Below are 17,350 nucleotides of genomic sequence, written 5' to 3' on the forward strand. Positions count from 1 at the left end.
GCAGGAGGAGGTCCAGGCCGAAGATGGGGCAAAGGCGTGGACCGGTTTCTGGCGTTACTGCCAGATGTAGTAACCTTCTTCTTCCATCAACGCCCGCGTCCGCTCGGCCACGCCATCAAGCGCTTCCTGAACGTCGAGGTCTTCTGTCAGAACCTGGCTCATGGTTGTGCCGATGTCGGCGTTAATGCGACCCCATGCCGGGATAATCGGACGCCAGTCGGGATCCGCAAATTCGAGCGCTTCACCAAAGGTTGACGACCATGGCTTAGCTTCGTTCAGGGCCGCATCCTGATAGGTTGAGAACCGCGATGGGTTGCCGCCCGCCATTGCTGTCATCAGGTCGCCCTCTTTCGATGTCAGCCACTGAGCGAGCAGGAACGCCGCCTCTTTGTGCTCTGCGTTTGCAGGAATGCCGATCCCGAACCCACCCGTTTGCGATGCGGCACGGACACCCGCAGGGTGCGCAGCCCAGCCGACATTGCCAGCAACGGTGCTGCGGCTTTCATCCTCAAAAGTCGATGCAAACGCGATCGAGTCGAGGAACATCGCGGCCTGACCTTGGGCAAACGCGTTGGCCGCTTCTGCCGGGCCAAAGTTGGACGAGCCTTCCGGGCCGCAATCGACGATGGTTTTCAAAGCGTTGGCCGCTTCGACACCTGCCGCGTCATTGATGCGCGGGTTCCATGCGTCGTCAAACACGCGGCCACCAAGCGGTGCGAGGTGCAGCAAGAAGGCGTGCGATGCCTGATGACCGGATGCCGCGCGCGATGCGACACCGCCCATACCCGGCTCAAGCTCTGGGATTTGGCACGCAAGTTGGAGGAAGTCGTCGTAGTTCGTCGGCACTTCCAGCCCGTGCTTTTCAAAGATGTCCGTGCGGTAGTACAGCACCGATGTCTCGGACCCGAAGGGCAGACCGTAAAGCGACCCGGTCGGACCGGGCAGATAGCCCTTTTCGCCACCGGCCACACCGATGTTCTGGACATAGCCGTCAATCAGGTCTTCCGCGTCATAGTTCGGATCCGCAAGGCGCGGGTTCATGAAATACTTGGCAAGGTTCTCAAGCTGGTCGGCGTAGACATAGTCAGCCTTTGAGAACACGACGTAGGAAATCAGATCATACGCGCCTTCGTCCAGAGCCAGCTCAAGCGTCTGGCGTTCGCGCATGTCGAGGTAGGGCAGCATGTCTACCTCAACCTCGATGCCGGTCTGCGCAGTAAACTCCGGCAGCACTTCCATCACAGCGTTGTAGTGTGGGTGGGCGGGGAAGTTCACGACAAGCGTCGTGCCTTCATACGGCGCATACGGCCCTTCTTGTGCTGCAACCATGGACGCAAAGGCGGCCCCGGTCACGAAGGTCGTCGTTTTGAGTAGGTTCAGCATTGGTTCCTCCCGATCGCTGATCTTGAGACGCTAGAGCGCCTTCTCTGTCTTTGGGTCGAACAGGTGCAGCCCATCGGGGCGCACCGAAAAGCGCAGGGTTTCCCCCAGCGCAATGGGTGTCTCGGATTTCAATTCGACGGTGACGCGCGCTGCACCGCAATCACATATCAACACGGATTGCGCGCCGACATATTCAGACACGACCACATTGAGTTCGATCGAATGGGCGTCTTCGCCATCAGGCGTGTATTCAAGGTCTGACGGACGCAAGCCAAGGATCGCATGTTGCATCACAGCTTGACGCGCTCGCACCGCAAGTGCGTCGGGCAGCGCGAGCTTGAACCCGTCGCCTTGCGCGCAAAGCGTGCCGCCGTCATCGACAAGCGCGGCATCCAGAAAGTTCATCGGGGGCGATCCGAGGAAGCCGGCGACAAACTTATTAGACGGGTTTTTGAATAGCTCAGCTGGTGTGCCCTGTTGTTGGATATAGCCGCCATTCATAACAACAATCCGATCCGCAAGCGTCATCGCTTCGATCTGATCGTGAGTCACGTAGATCATATTCTTTTTGACGGTCTGCCGCATCAGGGCAAGTTCCGCCCGCATCTGGCCACGCAACTTTGCGTCAAGGTTCGACAGCGGCTCATCAAACAGGAACGTGCTGGCATCGCGGCACAATGCACGACCCATCGCGACGCGCTGTCGTTGGCCGCCGGACAACTCGCCGGGTTTACGATCAAGGAAATCCGACAGGCCCAGCATCTCGGCCACGTCGCGCACTTTCTTGTTGATCTCGGGTTGGGGCACTTTCTTGAGGCGCAGAGAGAACGACATGTTCTTGGCGACATTCATATGCGGATAAAGCGCATAGTCCTGAAACACCATCGCGATGTCGCGATCCTTGGGATCAACGGTGTTCACCGATCTGCCACCCATGAGGATTTCGCCCTCCGAGACGGATTCAAGCCCCGCGAGCATGCGCAGGGTCGTGGATTTCCCACAGCCGGACGGACCAACGAGCACAGTAAATTCGTGCTCCTCCATTGCAAGATCGATGCCGTGCAACACTTCAACGGCGCCATAGCGCTTCACCAGATTCTCAAGACGTATTTCCGGCATCGAATCCCCATTCCTTCGAATTGCAGCTTATGTATACAAAAATGATTGTAAATATCCAAAATTGCATTTGCGGATGCTCTTTGGTACATATGGTCTGCTGAAAGCAAGAGGCACGCCATGAAAGATCAACCCGAACGAGCGTCGCGCGGCACCACCGTTCAACGGATTGAGGCCGCTCTGATGGACGACATCGCAACGGGTATCCTCAAACCGGGCGAACGTCTGGACGAGGTAAAGCTCACTGAACGCTTCGGCGTCTCGCGCACACCAATCCGCGAAGTGCTTAGCCGCCTGACAGCACAGGCCATTCTTGTACCCGGCGAAAAGCGCGGGGTGCGCGTGGCCGAGTATACACGTGAAGAATTGGCGCAAATCTTTGAAGCTATGCATGAAATCGAAGCCACATGCGCGCGTATCGCGGCGCAACGTATGACGCTTTTGTCCCGATCAGAGATCGAGCAGGCACAGGCACAATGCGTAGAAGCCGCGCAAAGCGGTGACATGCACGCCTACATGCGTGCCAACGAAGCGTTTCACCACACCATTTACCGCGCCACAGGCAATCCCTATATCGCCGAAATCGCATCAGATTTTCGCCGCCGCACCGGCCCGTTCCGCGCCAAGAAGTTTGGCAGCAAAGCCGATCTGATCGCCTCTGCCGAAAGCCATGAAGACTTGATCGCGAGTATTTTTTCAAAGGATTCGGAAATGGCCTCAGACGGGATGCGTGCCCATATGACCAAGAGTTTTTTGCAAACTCTGAATGCGAACTAGGCTCAAATTCAGAGTTTTGCCTTGCATCTGCATTCTTAATCATATTTTTGTATACAAAACATGATTCAGACGAATGGGAGTGCCGGGATGGGCGTGAACGAAACCAAGATTTACCCGATCAACACAGGATGGCTTGAGGCTGACCTTGGCACCTACACATTCTGGAAAGGCCCCGCAGGGAAGAAGTTCTGGAACCCCGTATACTGTCATTACGTCGACACCGGTACGCATAAAATCCTGATCGACACCGGCCTTTGCGATGAAGAGCGCGCAACCAAGTATCACCACAAATGCCAAAAACGCGGCTGCCTCGAGGTTCACGAACACCTTGAGCAAAAACTGGGCGTGCATCCCGATGAAATCGACGCAATTGTCTTCACGCATCTGCACTGGGATCACGTGCAGAACATGAAGAAGTTCAAGAACGCCCGCTACATCGCGCCGAAGGCCGAGATCGAAATGGCATATAACCCTTTGCCACTTTACTACCGCACGTATGAAAGTGGCTATTGGGGCATTGAACCCGCCTATGCCGGATGTGTGTTGGAGGCGGTCGAAGACGAGTGCGAGGTGCTTCCGGGCATCACGATGTTCCACACACCTGGCCACTCGGTTGGCCATATGGCCGTGACCGTCGCGACGTCTGCAGGCGACATTGTCCTCGCGGGCGATGCCATTTTTCAGGAGCGTAACCTTGAACCCTGCGAAGCCGAAGGCTGGCGCTATTGGGTGCCTGCTCGATTCGTGAACAGCTTTGAAGGTTGGCAATCCGTGGAAGAGCTGGACAAGCGTGCAGATGTGATACTGCCCTGCCATGACGAAGCGGCCAATGCGCGATCCGACGTGTTCCCCTATGAGGGCATGCCGTTGCGCAAGCGGCGTCAGTTCATCCCCGGCTTCCAGTTTTACTTTGGCGATATGCCCGATGGTGCCGCCGCGAAAGCCGCACCTGCCATGGCCAAGGAAGACGTTCCCGCATACCTCGCCAGTTTGCGCGACCCAAAGGATATGGCTGAAAGTTAGGACAATGGTAAAGCGGCTTGAGACACTTCTTGACGTGGCTGACCGCTTTGATGCCATCGTTTTCGACCAGTATGGCGTGCTGCATAATGGCACGTCCGCCTATCCCGAAGCGGTCAGCGTGCTAGCGGAGTTGCGCGCGTTTAAGTGCGAATTGGCCGTTTTGACTAACTCAGGCAAACGGTCGGCGCTGAACCATTCACGTATCACTAAAATGGGGTTTCCGGCAGACACGTTTAAACATGTCATGAGCTCGGGCGAGGCGGTCTGGTGCGACCTCGAAACACAAAGAGAAATTACATCGCTTTATCCGATCACCGCTGCCGCAATTGACGCGCAGGACTGGGCAGGTGATCTGGATGTCACGTTTTGCGATGATGTCGCGGATGCGCAGGCTGTGTTGTTGATGGGATTGCCCGACTCCGGGAACCATGACATCGCACACTCAGCGCTTGATCAGGCGCAAAAGCTTGGCCTGCCCGTGTTGTGTGCCAACCCGGATCGGGCTGCACCGCGGGCGGATGGGAAAAAAGTGATCTCTCCCGGCACGCTTGCCCATGCCTATGCTGATGCCGGAGGAGCGGTTACGTTCTATGGTAAGCCGCACACGCCTGTATTCCGTGCGCTACAAGACGCGCTTGGGATCGACGACCCAAGCAGCATCCTGATGGTTGGCGATAGCCTTGAACATGACGTTGCCGGGGGCATTGCCGCCGGTTGGTCCACGGCGTTCATCGAAGGCGGTCTGCACGCCAATCGTTTTGCACATGCGGATGATTCCTTGGATGCCTTACGCAGTCTCGCAGCCGCCGAAGGCGCGGGATTGCCAACCTTTACCCTTTCAATACTGAGGTAGCCATGCACCCGCCCGCCGCGCTTGATGCGTTCCGCAATTTGTCTGCACGCCTTGGCCAAAACCCGCTGCGTGTTCAGGGCCCCGGTGGAAACACGTCTTACAAAGATGGCGAGGTTTTGTGGATCAAAGCATCCGGGACGGAACTGGCCGATGCGGAAACGTCCCACATCTTTGTACCGGTAGATCGCTTTGCTGCATTGGCCGAGGCCCGCCAAGAGGCGGGGGATGGATCGTGCAAGACAACCGTGTTGGATCCCGATAATCCGTTGCGCCCCTCGATTGAGACAACCTTTCATGCCGCGCTGAAGTGGACTGTTGTGGCGCACACTCATTCCATTGCAACGCTGGTCCACGCGATTTGTCCGGAAGGGCGGGTGGCGGCAGAGGCCAAACTGTCGGGCCTTCCCGTTGCCTTTGTGCCTTACGCCAAACCCGGACTGCCCCTGACCCGAGAGATCCTTGCAAACGCATCGCCTTCAACACAGGTGTTCGTGCTTGAAAACCACGGTCTGATCGTATGCGGGGAAACCGTTGAAGACGTCGATGCGCTGACGGAAGAGGTGGAAGCACGTCTGGCCATGTCAGCCATTGCGACAACACACTCCTTGCCGGAACATGCGCCGCCGCCCGGTTACGTGTGGACACCGGAAAGCTGGATCGCGCACAAAACGCGGGCGTGCTCCATCGCTAAAAGCGGGTCATTTTACCCCGATCATGTCGTATTCCTTGGTCCGGCCTTGCCTGCAACGGACCATGATGGCGAACGCCCTGCTTTGCTCATCGAAGGACATGGGACTGCCCTTCGCGACGGTGCCACATCTTCACAGAAAGCCATGTTGCGCTGTCTTTCCGACGTCTTGTCACGACTTCCCGAAGACTGGACTCCGGAATCCATTGGTCCCAACGCCGAAGCTGATCTGCTGAATTGGGACGCCGAGAAGTATCGTCAGGCCTTGGCCGCACGGTCATGATGCAGCTGGCACTTGGAATAGACCTTGGCACCTCCGGGGTGCGCTCTGCAGTTATCGCTGCTGACGGGACGGTACTTAGCATGGCCCGTGGCAGCTACGGTCCAAATGTAGACGACCGTCGCGACCCAGAATGCTGGTGGAAGGCGGTGTCTGAATGCCTTCATGCGCAGATGCAAGCTTTGCGGGACGACGGGCATTCGCCGTTCGACATCGCTGGCCTTGCCGTCGATGGAACCTCAGGCAGTCTGGTGCTGACCGATGCTGCCCTGCGTCCTGTCAGCCGCGCGTTGATGTATGATGACGGTGGGTTCGTTGATGAAGCTGTTATCATCGCACGCCACGCGCCCACCAGTCATGTCGCCAACGGCCCGGGGTCAGCCCTTACCCGCGCGCTAAAACTGGTTTCCGAAGATACCGGAAAGCAGGCTGTCCACCTATTGCATCAGGCAGATTTCATCGCAGCGCGCCTGATGGGCCAAGGTGGCCACACAGACGTCAACAACGCGCTTAAAACCGGGTTAGATCCTGAGACAGGCATGTGGCCAGACTGGATGACAGGCTTGCCACTACCCTCTGCGCTGCTGCCCAAGGCGCACCGCCCTGGTGAGGTGATCGCCACCGTATCCGCTGAAAAGGCGCGGGCGTTCGGGCTTTCGTCCGCACTGAAAGTTCATGCAGGCACCACTGACAGCATCGCTGCGTTTCTAGCGGCAACCGATCCTGCACCGGGCCACGCCGTGACTTCCCTTGGAACAACCCTCGCGGTCAAACTGATGTCAACGCGACGCATAGATGTCCCTGGTCTTGGACTATATGCGCATCGCCTGGGCGACGGCTGGCTCGTTGGAGGAGCATCTAACACCGGAGGCGGCGTCTTGCGCCAGCTTTTGCCCCAAGCAGACCTTGGCCAGTTGTCCACACGCATCGACCCAGCTGTTTCCAGTTCTTTGGACTACTATCCACTAGTCAAACCCGGAGAACGCTTTCCCATCAACGACCCCAGCCTTCAACCCCGCGTCACACCGCGCCCCGATGACGATGCGCATTTTCTGCACGGCTTACTTGAAAGCATGGCCCGCATTGAACGCGATGCTTACGCTTCCATTGTCGAACACGGCGCTACTGCGCCCAACATGGTTTATACTGCAGGTGGCGGAGCATCGAACTCTGTTTGGACCGAAATCCGAAGTCGCGTGCTTGGGCTTAATATTGAGACCACCCCTCACACAGAAGCTGCGGTAGGGGTTGCAAAGCTAGCTCAGAAAGAGCTTCGGTCGACACTATAACTTACCGGCTCTGGGCTGGACTGTAACCGCCCCATTGTTACCGCGGCGATTTAGTTTTGATGCGCGTCACCAGATCGGTGTCATCCACGAAGTCACCAAGGACCTCATGCCAGGTTTTGGTGGAGAACCGCCCTTCGGTTCGTTGCGCATTCTGCCATGCGGCCTCACCGCGGCGCAGCACCTGGCATCCCGGTTTGCCCGCCTCGCGAGCACGTCCGGTTCTGTCGCAACCTTTGGCGCGATGGTCGCTCAGTCGAGATGATTTGTGAAAGAGGTCTGTTAAACGGTGTCGTTCAAAGGTGCGCAGTTTCCGAAAAAGGTCATCCTGCATGCGGTCTTTGTCTACCTGCGTTACGCCGTTTTCCTACCGCGACCTTGAGGAGATATTAGCCGAGCGCGGCGGCGCGGTGGAAGGCTCCAACAGGGCCGTCCTGGCGTCTTGACGAGACCTATGTCACGGTTCGCGGCAACTGGTGTTACCTTTATCGCGCTTTGGATCGCAATGGGCAAACTCCTGATTTCATTCTGTCCGAGCATCGGGACGAAGCTGCAGCGTTGCTGTTTCTAGCCAAGGCGATCCCCTGCAATGGGCCGCCAAGGTCTTGCGCGATCGACAAAAGCAGAGCGAACACCGCCGGCTTGGCGGGGATGAACGATGCTCTGCGTAGGATTGGGTCAGACCGTAGGAACAGGGTCTACCGGTCGACGTATCTCAACAACATCATGGAGCAGGACCATCGGGGGGTGAAAAGACGGATCAAGCCGATGATGGGTTTCAAGTCCTTCGGATCAGCAACAGCAACCATAGACGGAATTCAGACCGCGCACATGATCAAAAAAGGCCAACTGGGCGCATGACGGCCGTTCCGAGACGGCAAAGGTTGGCTGTTGTATCAAACCAGCGCGATGGAGGCCGTCGTTTGGCGTTGACCCCTGTGTCGGCTGACACGGTTTTATAAGAGCACTTCCGGTACATTTTTTGTGCGAACAGAACAGCGGCGCACGCTGGCTCTTGCGGTACAGGAAAAATCACATGCACAGATCGTCTCTTGTCGTCCTTGATGGGGCAGTGTCCGAAACATTTTCGATTGCCTCTCGCGCTGCGGCGCTTGGGATGGACGTGTTGTCGCCTTGCGGCACGCTTGCCGATCTGGCCGAGCGTCTGACGGCACGGGCCTTCGCGGCGGGGCCGCTGGGCGATCTGCATGTGTTTTGCCACGGCAGCTCTGGCGCGGTGCGTCTGGGCGGGCAGATCCTGACACGGCAGGACCTGCCGCAAATGGCGGGGGCTCTTGGCGCAATCGGGGCCTGCGTGACGGGCGATGTGCTGGTCTATGCCTGTGAGGCGGGGCAAGGTGCCGAAGGGCGGGCCTTTGTCGCGGCGCTGTCGCAGGCCCTGGGGCGGCCGGTGTTGGCCAGTGAAACGCTGACCGGGGCGGCGCGGCTGGGGGGCGACTGGTCACTGGCGGCAAGCGCCGGCGCGGTGCGCGCGCAGCCGATGGCGGTGCCCGAATTTGCCGGTGTGCTGGCGACACCAACCTTGACCGGCGAACCTGCGGATTTCACCACCGTGGAAGACGCGACCACGGGTTTGGATCTGAGGGCTTACACGGTCACGGCTTCCGGGACCGATGAATTTCGCCTGAAGATCGAGGCAGCGGAAGGCAAGGTGTCCATGCTGACTGGATCTGGAGACGCTAGGGCCAGTGTAATTGGTGACGTCGGCTACATAACTGGCACCGCAGCAGCCATAAACACGTATTTGCAAACACTTGGCTTGGTCAGATATGAGGCCACCTCACCCACTGCCGTTGCAGACACTTTAACGATTACGCTTTTAAACAGTGACCTAAGCCCCGTCGTCCCGGACACGTCGGATACCATTGGGATCACCATTACCCCGGTGAACGACGCCCCTGTAATGCCTGGCAATCCCCCTCCGACGCTCAACCCGATCGCTGAGGATGACACCACGAACTCGGGCACCACCGTTGCCGATATGGTGGCCAGTGGGTCCATCACCGATCCCGACCTTGGCGGTACAGCCGTGCCAGAGGCGATTGCGGTCATCGCTGTGGGCAATGAAAACGGTGTCTGGCAGTTCTCCACCGACAATGGGACCAGTTGGACCGATTTTACCGCCGACAATAACGACTATCGCTTGACCCCGGGTTCCGCTCGGCTTTTGGACGGGACATTGACGGGGGGCGCGACGAACTTGGTGCGGTTTGTCCCTGATGCAGATTTTCATGGCACTGCCAAAATTACCTTCCGCGCATGGGACAAGACCAATGGAGCTACTCCAGGGGATGTGGTGGATACCGGCCAAGGCGGGGGATCAACCCCGTACTCCAATAGATATGTCGATGGCTTCATCACCATCAACCCGATGAACGACGCGCCGGTTCTTGGTGGCACGCCGGGCGATGTGACCGTGACTGAGGATGTGGCCGCCGCCGTGGACCTGTCCGCCTATAACGTAAGCGATGTCGAAGGAGACGCAATCATCCTCAAACTGGCGGTAGATCGCGGAACGCTGGCGGCAAGCAACGCTGGCGGCGTGACCGTGGCCGATTCCGGCACCGCCTCGATGACGCTCTCTGGCAGTGCGGCGGACCTCAACAGCTATCTTGACGTCACCTCCAACGTTACCTTCACCACCGCCGCCGACGACACCACCGCCGCGACACTGACGGTGACACCTGCTGATGCTGATGACGGCATTGCGGATACCGTCACGCTGGCTGTCACACCGGTGAACGACGCGCCGGTCTTGACGGACGCCACGCCAACGCTCACCGCGATTGATGAGGACCCGGCCACCAATCCCGGAACGACCGTGGGCGCTCTCGTGGGGACTGCGATCACCGATCCCGACGGCACGGCGGCAAAGGCCATCGCGGTCACGAATGTCGATAATACCAACGGTGTCTGGCAGTTTTCGACGGATGCCGGGACCAACTGGACAGATTTCAGCGGTACAAAGGGCAGTGCAGTTGACCTGTCCTCCACCGCGCGGCTTCTTGACAGCACCAATCTTGTCCGTTTTGTGCCCAATGCCGAGTATAGCGGGACCGCTGGAATCACCTTTCGCGCCTGGGACACGAGTTCCGGCACGGCGGGGCAGACCGCAGACACGGGCACCAATGGGGGCGGCACGGCCTTCTCCAGCGCCACTGACACGGCTTCCATCACCGTCACGCTGGTGAATGATGCGCCGGTGATTGGCGACCTGAATGGTGACGCGGTCGCGGCGGTGGAAAACGGCGGTGCCGTGCGCCTCGATGCGGGCACAGCGCTGACCGTGACGGATGTCGATAGTGCCAATTTCGATGGCGGGACTTTGACGGTTTCGGTCACAAGCGGCGCTGATACGGCGAGTGATCTGCTGACCCTGGATGCCTCGGGCACAGTGGTGCTGGCCGGGACCACCACAGGATCAAGCGTTGCTGTGGACGGTTCGCAAGTGGGCACGCTGGGCGGCCCAATCGCAAACGGGTCCGATCTGGTGATAACCCTGAATGCCGCCGCGACGCCTGCGCTGGTGCAGACCCTGTTGCACGCGGTGCAGTTCGAGGTCACCGGCGAGCACCCGGCAGAAGGCGCGCGCACGGTGACGGTCACGCTGACCGACGCTGCGGCGGGCTCTGCTGCAACGGCAGCGGTCACGGTGAACGTCACGGCAGTGAACGATGCGCCGGTTCTGGACCTTTCACAAACCTTCACCTTACCGGCCATTGCGGAGGACCCGACCTCCAATTCCGGAATAACCGTGGGCGCTCTGGTGGTGGATGGCTCCATCACCGATCCCGACCTTGACGGTACAGCCGCGCCGGAGGCGATTGCGGTCAGCCAGGTCGACAATACCAACGGGTCCTGGGAATACTCCATTGATGGCGGGACCACCTTCACCCCCTTCAGCGCTTCATCCGTCAATGTGATCCTGGGTACCAGCATCCGTCTGTTGGACAGCGCCGACCTGATCCGCTTTGTGCCGAACGCCGACTTTAACGGTACGGCAGAGATCGCCTTTGGAGCCTGGGACAAGTCCACCGGCACCGCCGGCGGCATCTGGGACGGGGTGTCCTCTGCTGTGTCGCTGAGCAACTCCCCGCCCGCATTCGCGCAGATCACCGTCACGCCCGTGGAGGACATCCCCTACATTGTGGTGCAGGCGGATCGGCAGACGCCTTTCAACACGCCCTTCACCTTTGCCGCCAGCGACTTCGGCTATCAGGACGCCGACGGTGATGCGCTGGTCAGCGTGCGGATCGACACGCTGCCCGCTGTTGGTTCGCTTGAACTGAGCGGCACAGCGGTTGTGGCAGGGCAGGTGATCGCGGTGGGCGATTTGCCCCAGCTGGTCTTTACCCCTGCGCCGGGGGCGTCCGGTGATGACTATGCCAGCTTTTCCTACGCGGTCAGCGACGGAAAGGCATTTTCCGCTGCGCCCGGCACGCTGACAATAGATGTCGCGGCACGGCCCCGGCCTCCGGCGAACGATCCCCCGGCAAATGATCCGCCCAAGCTGACCGGTACACCTGCGGATGTTACGGTGACAGAGGATGTTGAGACAGCGATAGATTTATCGACCTACGATGTCAGCGACGCGGACAGCCAGACCATCACCCTGACCCTGGAGGTGGATCGTGGCACATTGGCCTCTGTGGATGGAAACGGCCCTGTATCCGGCGTCGTGGTGTCCAATTCCGGTACAGCGTCCATGACCTTGCGCGGCACTGCGTCAGACCTCAATGCGTATCTGGATGATGCCAGCAAGATCATCTTTACCACAGCCGCCGACGATACGGTGGCGGCGACGCTGACGGTCACGCCGAATGACGGCAAAGCAAACGGCACCGCCGACACAGTTGCCCTGACCGTCACGCCGGTGAACGACGCGCCGGTTCTGGACCTTTCACACACCTTCGCCTTACCGGCCATTGCGGAGGACCCGACCTCCAATTCCGGAATAACCGTGGGCGATCTGGTGGTGGATGGCTCCATCACCGATCCCGACCTTGACGGTACAGCCGCGCCGGAGGCGATTGCGGTCAGCCAGGTCGACAATACCAACGGGTCCTGGGAATACTCCATCGATGGCGGTGCCACATTCAGCGCCTTCAGCGACCTATCCGTCAATGTGAATCTGATCGACAACGTGCGTCTGTTGGACAGCGCCGACCTGATCCGCTTTGTGCCGAACGCCGACTTTAACGGTACGGCAGAGATCGGCTTTGGAGCCTGGGACAAGTCCACCGGCACCGCCGGCGGCACCTGGGACGGGGTGTCCTCAGCTGTGTCGCTGAGCGTTGACGCGCCAGCAACAGCGCAGATTACCGTCACCTCCGTAAATGATCTGCCCACAATCCCCGCCATGGCGGATCGGCAGACGCCTTTCAACACGCCCTTCACCTTTGCCGCCAGCGACTTCGGCTATCAGGACGCCGACGGTGATGCGCTGGTCAGCGTGCGGATCGACACGCTGCCCGCTGTTGGTTCGCTTGAACTGAGCGGCACAGCGGTTGTGGCAGGGCAGGTGATCGCGGTGGGCGATTTGCCCCAGCTGGTCTTTACCCCTGCGCCGGGGGCGTCCGGTGATGACTATGCCAGCTTTTCCTACGCGGTCAGCGACGGAAAGGCATTTTCCGCTGCGCCCGGCACGCTGACAATAGATGTCGCGGCATGGCCCCGGCCTCCGGCGAACGATCCCCCGGCAAATGATCCGCCCAACATCGCCCCGCCCGTGGATGATGCGCCGGGTTCGGATGATCACACGCCCCCGACCGGGCCGCAGACAGAGGAGATTTCCGGAACGGCGACCGTGACCCTGCCGGCAGGCGTGTCGGTCGATATGTCCGGTCCCGGTGTTGCGGCAAGCCGGGAAGCCGCCGAAGCGGATCTGCGCGCACAGGTGGCCGAACCGGGTGCAGAGATTTTCGACGCCATGACCGTGTTCCTGGAGGGGCTGCCGCAAGGCGTTCAGCCCGATGTGCGCACGTTGGTCCTGAGCGGAGCCGATGCCGACGCGGGGCCGATCGTGATTTCGGGCAGGCCGGGTGCAACCCCGCCAGAGGCCTTTGTGATCGACGCTACCAGCCTGCCTGCGGGAACCGCGCTGATTCTGGATGATGTGGAATTCGCGGTGATCCTTGGCCCCGTGACCGTCACCGGAGGCGCGGGCGAGAACCAGGTGGTTGGCGGCGGCCTTGCCCAAAGTATCGTGCTTGGCGCGGGTGATGATCTTTTGCGCGGCGGTGCCGGTGATGACACCGTGGGGTCGCAAGGAGGGGACGACCGGATTTTCGGGCAGGGCGGGCAGGATACCCTGTTTGGCGGGACCGGGCAGAACATCCTGCATGGCGGCATGGGCACTGACACGGTGGCTTATGACGGGGATAAGGCCAGTTACGTCATCGCGTGGGACAATGGCCAGACCATCGTGACGTCTTTGGACGATCCCGATCTGCGCGACACGCTGGTCAATGTGGAAACCCTTCGGTTCGCCGATGGCCAGTTGGAAATCGAAACCCCGCGCAGCGATGCAGTGATCGCCACCCTCTATCAGACGATCCTGGACCGGCAGCCCGACCTTGCCGGGTTCCAGTTCTGGACCGGCCTGGCAGACAAGGCGTACCCATTGGGGATGATCGCCCTCAACATGCTACGCTCGGCGGAAAACACGCAGCAAAACGGTATGGCCTTTGAGGTTCAGCCCCCTGCCGACAGGATTGAACTGCTGTATGCAGAGATACTGGGCCGCGCTTCGGACGCCGCGGGCAAAGCCTTTTGGGTCGGCAAGCTCCAAGAGGAGCACCGGATCGAGACATTGGTCGATGCGTTTCTTGACGTGCCTGAGATCACGGGTCAGGCCCTGCCGCTGGAGCAGTGGGACTTTGTGTTGTAAGTGGGCGCAGCGCGTCGTCTTGCGGGTTTTATGGGGCATGGTGTGCTTCAAATGGTGCCCCTGTCCCGTCCGGCGGACCGGGATCGCCTGTTTCAGTTCATCCAGGCGAGCAGCACACCCGAAAGGCCGGGCAACACCGCTATGAGGGCAAGACCGATCAGGCTGGCTGCCAGGAACGGCATGACACTGCGCGCTACGCGTTCTATCGGAAGGCGCGTGACATTGGCCGCTACATAGAGGTTGATCCCGACCGGCGGTGTGATCAGGCCGATGGCCAGATTGACCATGACCAGCACCCCGAACCAGACCGGATCCCAACCCAGTTCGCGCACCACCGGCAGGATTATCGGCAAGGTGATGAACATGACGGTGACCGCATCCATGAACATCCCGGCCACCAGCAGGATAAGCATGATCACGGCCAGGATGACAAATTCGTTCCCGCTCAGCCCCAGCAGCGCGGTCGAATAGCTGCCGACGAGATCCTCGACTGTGACCACCCAGCCGAAGAGGCTCGCATAGGCCACCACGAGCATCACCACCGCCGAGGAAGCGGCGGCATCGCCGAGCGCATCGTAAAGCCCGCGTAAGGTCAGGGTGCGGTAGGCAATGGCCCCTACGCCAAGCGCATAGACCGTTGCAACGAGCGCCGCCTCGGTCGGGGTGAAGATGCCGGAATAGATCCCGCCCAGGATGACAACGGGTGTCATGAGGCCCCAGAAACTGTCCCGGAACGACCGCCAGAGGCGTGCGCCATAGCTTTTCCCGGCATGTTCCACCGGGCTTAACGCATCGAGGCTGGGGCTGCGCGTGGGCAAGCTGCGCGTTCGGGTGGCAAAGGGCAGAACCGTAATCATCGCCGCGCCCATCACCAGCCCGGGCAGGATGGCGGCGATGAAAAGCTGGGAAATGGAAGTTTCGGCGATCACGCCATAGATCACCAGCCCGATTGATGGCGGAATGACAATCGACAGGGCTGCACCTGTGCAGACCAGCCCCGCCGCATAGGCGCGGGGATAGCCGTCTTCCTCCATGCCGCGAATGATCATCGGACCGATTGCCGCCACAGATGCGGGGCCGGACCCGCTGACCGCGCCCCAGAACAGACAGACCACCGTGCCCACCGCGCCCATGCCTCCGGGCAGATCCCCGACCAGAACGCGGAAAAACCGGATCATCCGCTCTGCGATGCCCAATGAACCCATCAATGTTCCGGCCAGTATGAAAAACGGGATCGCAAGAAGCGAGAATTTGGTGATGCCAGCGGCAATTAGATCGCCGGCAAGATCGAACCCGAACCCGATCAGCCACATTGCATAAATTGCTGACAGACCCAGAGAGAAGGCAACGGGTACGCGCAAGGCCATCAGCAGAAAAAACGCGATCACCATCTGCGTGCCTGCCGGAATGTCGGTGATGAGATCAGACATCCGGTATCACGTCGCGCGCCCGACCCTTGAGAACCTCAACCGCGTGTTGAACGTAGCGCAGGATGATGAGGGCAAAACCGAAAGGTACGGCGGCTTGATAATACCACGCCGGAAGCCCCAGCGCGTAAGACCGCATGCCGTTTGAGAAAAGATTGGCCAGCGTCGCCCATGAAAACCAGGCCGATATGGCAAGCAACCCAACCGATAGCGTGGCAGACAGAAGGAACACCGGACGCCAGAGCCATCGCGGCAAGCTGTCGTGGACAAGTGTCACCGCAAGATGTTCACCGCGCCGCGCGGCAAGCGCGGCCCCGAAAATGGTCAAAAGAAGAAAACCGTTGGTCAACAATTCCTCGGTTGCGGCGAACGACATGTTTGTCGCGTAGCGCACAAAGACATTGGCAAAGCCAAGCCCCGTCATTCCAAGAAACAGCGCCGCGCAAATGATCTTTTCCGCATCGCGCAAGACATGACGCATGTTTGGACCCCTTCGGAATAAGGCGATAGCTGCCGGACAAGCCCGAGCAACGGGCGTGTCCTCTTTTACATGGGTTACTGGCTTTCGGCGATGGTTGTCTGGAACGTGTCGACGATATCGGTTCCGACCTTGGCGGCCCATTCGTCGAAAGCCGGCTGCGTTGCGGCACGGAACGCGTCCAGTTCTTCGGGCGACGGCTCGTAGATCTCCATGCCCTTTTCGCGCAGGAAGGCGATCCCGTTTGTCGTGCCCTCGCGGGTGATCTGCCGCTGATAGGCCATCGCCTCGTCCGCGGCCTCCTGCATGGCGGCCTGTGTATCGGCGTCCATCTCGTCCCATTTCGACTGGGCGACGCCAAGGAAGATCGGATCGTAGGAATAGTGCCACGTTGTGAGGTATTTCTGCACCTCGTAGACCTGCTGCGGAATGATCACTGCGCCGATCGGGTTTTCCTGGCCGTCGACGACGCCTTGTTGCAGCGCGGTCATCGTTTCGACCCATTGCATCTGCTGCGGGTTCGCACCGAGCGCATTCATCACGTCGATATACATCGGCCCCGCGACACGCATGTTGAGGCCCTTCATATCCTCCGGCGTCCTGACTGGGCGGACGTTGTTCGTCACCTCGCGAAACCCGTTTTCGCCCCAAGCCAGAACCTTGATGCCCTTTTCGGCAAGGATCTCCGACAGCATCTCGCCCGGCGCGCCCTGGGTCGTGGCATCGACCTGATCGTAATTCGCGTACAGATACGGCAGCGAGAAGACCGCCATTTCAGGCACGAGCGGCGTGACGTTGATGGCCGAGGTCAGCACCAGATCGAGCGCGCCGCGCCCGACCATTTCGGCCTGTTTCATCTGGTCGCCGCCCGAAAGCTGCGCGTTCGGAAACACCCGCACGTCGAGCGCGCCGCCTGTCTTTTCGCTTAGCAACTCGCCGAACTTCTCGGCACCTTGATGCCATGTCGTTGCATCGCCGGTATTGTGCGACAGACGCAGCGTTTCGGCCCCCACCGGCCCGGCCAGCGCCGCAGCTGCAAAGACCGTCAAAGCCGCCGCGCGGCTGAAAGTGATGAAACCCATTGTGATCCTCCTTTGTTGATCGGCCCGCGTCCGGCATTCCGTAACCC

General features: G+C 59.8%; 12 protein-coding genes and 1 pseudogene. 7 read left to right on the plus strand and 6 right to left on the minus strand.

Annotated elements, in window-relative coordinates:
• Nucleotides 1-54: 54 nt before the first annotated feature.
• Nucleotides 55-1,383 carry an ABC transporter substrate-binding protein gene (locus tag ACG74X_RS03985; RefSeq protein WP_411232839.1) on the minus strand — a complete coding sequence of 443 codons (1,329 nt, stop codon included), beginning with the start codon at nt 1,381-1,383 and terminating at the stop codon, nt 55-57.
• 30 nt (nt 1,384-1,413) lie between these two features.
• Nucleotides 1,414-2,502: an ABC transporter ATP-binding protein gene (locus ACG74X_RS03990; protein ID WP_411232840.1), complete on the minus strand. Its 1,089-nt coding sequence runs from the start codon at nt 2,500-2,502 to the stop codon at nt 1,414-1,416.
• 117 nt (nt 2,503-2,619) lie between these two features.
• Between ACG74X_RS03990 and ACG74X_RS03995 the strand changes: the two genes are divergently transcribed.
• From ACG74X_RS03995 to ACG74X_RS04015, 5 genes are read left to right on the plus strand one after another with little or no spacing between them, the layout of a single operon-like run.
• The gene (locus tag ACG74X_RS03995) at nt 2,620-3,276 is read left to right on the plus strand and encodes a GntR family transcriptional regulator (RefSeq protein WP_411232841.1); all 657 of its coding nucleotides are present in this window, start codon (nt 2,620-2,622) and stop codon (nt 3,274-3,276) included.
• 60 nt (nt 3,277-3,336) lie between these two features.
• Entirely contained in the window at nt 3,337-4,299 is a 963-nt protein-coding gene (locus ACG74X_RS04000; RefSeq protein WP_411232842.1) for an N-acyl homoserine lactonase family protein, read from the plus strand.
• 4 nt (nt 4,300-4,303) lie between these two features.
• Entirely contained in the window at nt 4,304-5,152 is an 849-nt protein-coding gene (locus tag ACG74X_RS04005; protein WP_411232843.1) for a TIGR01459 family HAD-type hydrolase, read from the plus strand.
• A gap of 2 nt (nt 5,153-5,154) precedes the next feature.
• Nucleotides 5,155-6,123 carry a class II aldolase/adducin family protein gene (locus ACG74X_RS04010; protein WP_411232844.1) on the plus strand — a complete coding sequence of 323 codons (969 nt, stop codon included), beginning with the start codon at nt 5,155-5,157 and terminating at the stop codon, nt 6,121-6,123.
• The gene (locus tag ACG74X_RS04015; RefSeq protein WP_411232845.1) at nt 6,120-7,409 is read left to right on the plus strand and encodes an FGGY-family carbohydrate kinase; all 1,290 of its coding nucleotides are present in this window, start codon (nt 6,120-6,122) and stop codon (nt 7,407-7,409) included. Before ACG74X_RS04010 ends, ACG74X_RS04015 begins: the two co-directional genes overlap by 4 nt.
• Nucleotides 7,410-7,446: 37 nt before the next feature.
• Here the strand turns inward: ACG74X_RS04015 and ACG74X_RS04020 are convergent, their stop codons facing one another.
• Entirely contained in the window at nt 7,447-7,740 is a 294-nt protein-coding gene (locus tag ACG74X_RS04020; RefSeq protein WP_411232846.1) for a hypothetical protein, read from the minus strand.
• On the opposite strand from ACG74X_RS04020, the pseudogene ACG74X_RS04025 reads away from it, so the two are divergent.
• Together ACG74X_RS04025 and ACG74X_RS04030 are read left to right on the plus strand one after the other, a co-directional pair.
• Nucleotides 7,696-8,267 (plus strand): annotated as a pseudogene (locus tag ACG74X_RS04025) (IS6 family transposase). The gene ACG74X_RS04020 and the pseudogene ACG74X_RS04025 sit on opposite strands and share 45 nt — an antisense overlap.
• 175 nt (nt 8,268-8,442) lie before the next feature.
• Nucleotides 8,443-14,316, plus strand: a complete 5,874-nt coding sequence (locus ACG74X_RS04030; RefSeq protein ID WP_411232847.1) for a DUF4347 domain-containing protein — start codon at nt 8,443-8,445, stop codon at nt 14,314-14,316.
• Nucleotides 14,317-14,408: 92 nt separating this feature from the next.
• On the opposite strand, the gene ACG74X_RS04035 is transcribed toward ACG74X_RS04030, so the two are convergent.
• From ACG74X_RS04035 to ACG74X_RS04045, 3 genes are all read right to left on the minus strand, one after another.
• Nucleotides 14,409-15,746 (minus strand): TRAP transporter large permease, encoded by a 1,338-nt coding sequence (locus ACG74X_RS04035; protein WP_411232848.1) that lies wholly within the window; start codon nt 15,744-15,746, stop codon nt 14,409-14,411.
• Entirely contained in the window at nt 15,739-16,224 is a 486-nt protein-coding gene (locus ACG74X_RS04040) for a TRAP transporter small permease (RefSeq protein WP_411232849.1), read from the minus strand. Before ACG74X_RS04040 ends, ACG74X_RS04035 begins: the two co-directional genes overlap by 8 nt.
• Nucleotides 16,225-16,298: 74 nt before the next feature.
• Complete coding sequence (locus ACG74X_RS04045; protein ID WP_411232850.1) at nt 16,299-17,303, minus strand: DctP family TRAP transporter solute-binding subunit; 1,005 nt, start codon at nt 17,301-17,303, stop codon at nt 16,299-16,301.
• Nucleotides 17,304-17,350: the final 47 nt, after the last annotated feature.

The organism is Marivita sp. S0852, assembly GCF_046591575.1.
Lineage (GTDB): Bacteria > Pseudomonadota > Alphaproteobacteria > Rhodobacterales > Rhodobacteraceae > Marivita.

Coding starts and splice junctions, on each gene's coding strand:
- ACG74X_RS03985 (WP_411232839.1), bottom strand. CDS start 1,383: ATGCTGAACCTACTCAAAACGACGACCTTCGTGACCGGGGCCGCCTTT.
- ACG74X_RS03990 (WP_411232840.1), bottom strand. CDS start 2,502: ATGCCGGAAATACGTCTTGAGAATCTGGTGAAGCGCTATGGCGCCGTT.
- ACG74X_RS03995 (WP_411232841.1), top strand. CDS start 2,620: ATGAAAGATCAACCCGAACGAGCGTCGCGCGGCACCACCGTTCAACGG.
- ACG74X_RS04000 (WP_411232842.1), top strand. CDS start 3,337: ATGATTCAGACGAATGGGAGTGCCGGGATGGGCGTGAACGAAACCAAG.
- ACG74X_RS04005 (WP_411232843.1), top strand. CDS start 4,304: ATGGTAAAGCGGCTTGAGACACTTCTTGACGTGGCTGACCGCTTTGAT.
- ACG74X_RS04010 (WP_411232844.1), top strand. CDS start 5,155: ATGCACCCGCCCGCCGCGCTTGATGCGTTCCGCAATTTGTCTGCACGC.
- ACG74X_RS04015 (WP_411232845.1), top strand. CDS start 6,120: ATGATGCAGCTGGCACTTGGAATAGACCTTGGCACCTCCGGGGTGCGC.
- ACG74X_RS04020 (WP_411232846.1), bottom strand. CDS start 7,740: ATGCAGGATGACCTTTTTCGGAAACTGCGCACCTTTGAACGACACCGT.
- ACG74X_RS04030 (WP_411232847.1), top strand. CDS start 8,443: ATGCACAGATCGTCTCTTGTCGTCCTTGATGGGGCAGTGTCCGAAACA.
- ACG74X_RS04035 (WP_411232848.1), bottom strand. CDS start 15,746: ATGTCTGATCTCATCACCGACATTCCGGCAGGCACGCAGATGGTGATC.
- ACG74X_RS04040 (WP_411232849.1), bottom strand. CDS start 16,224: ATGCGTCATGTCTTGCGCGATGCGGAAAAGATCATTTGCGCGGCGCTG.
- ACG74X_RS04045 (WP_411232850.1), bottom strand. CDS start 17,303: ATGGGTTTCATCACTTTCAGCCGCGCGGCGGCTTTGACGGTCTTTGCA.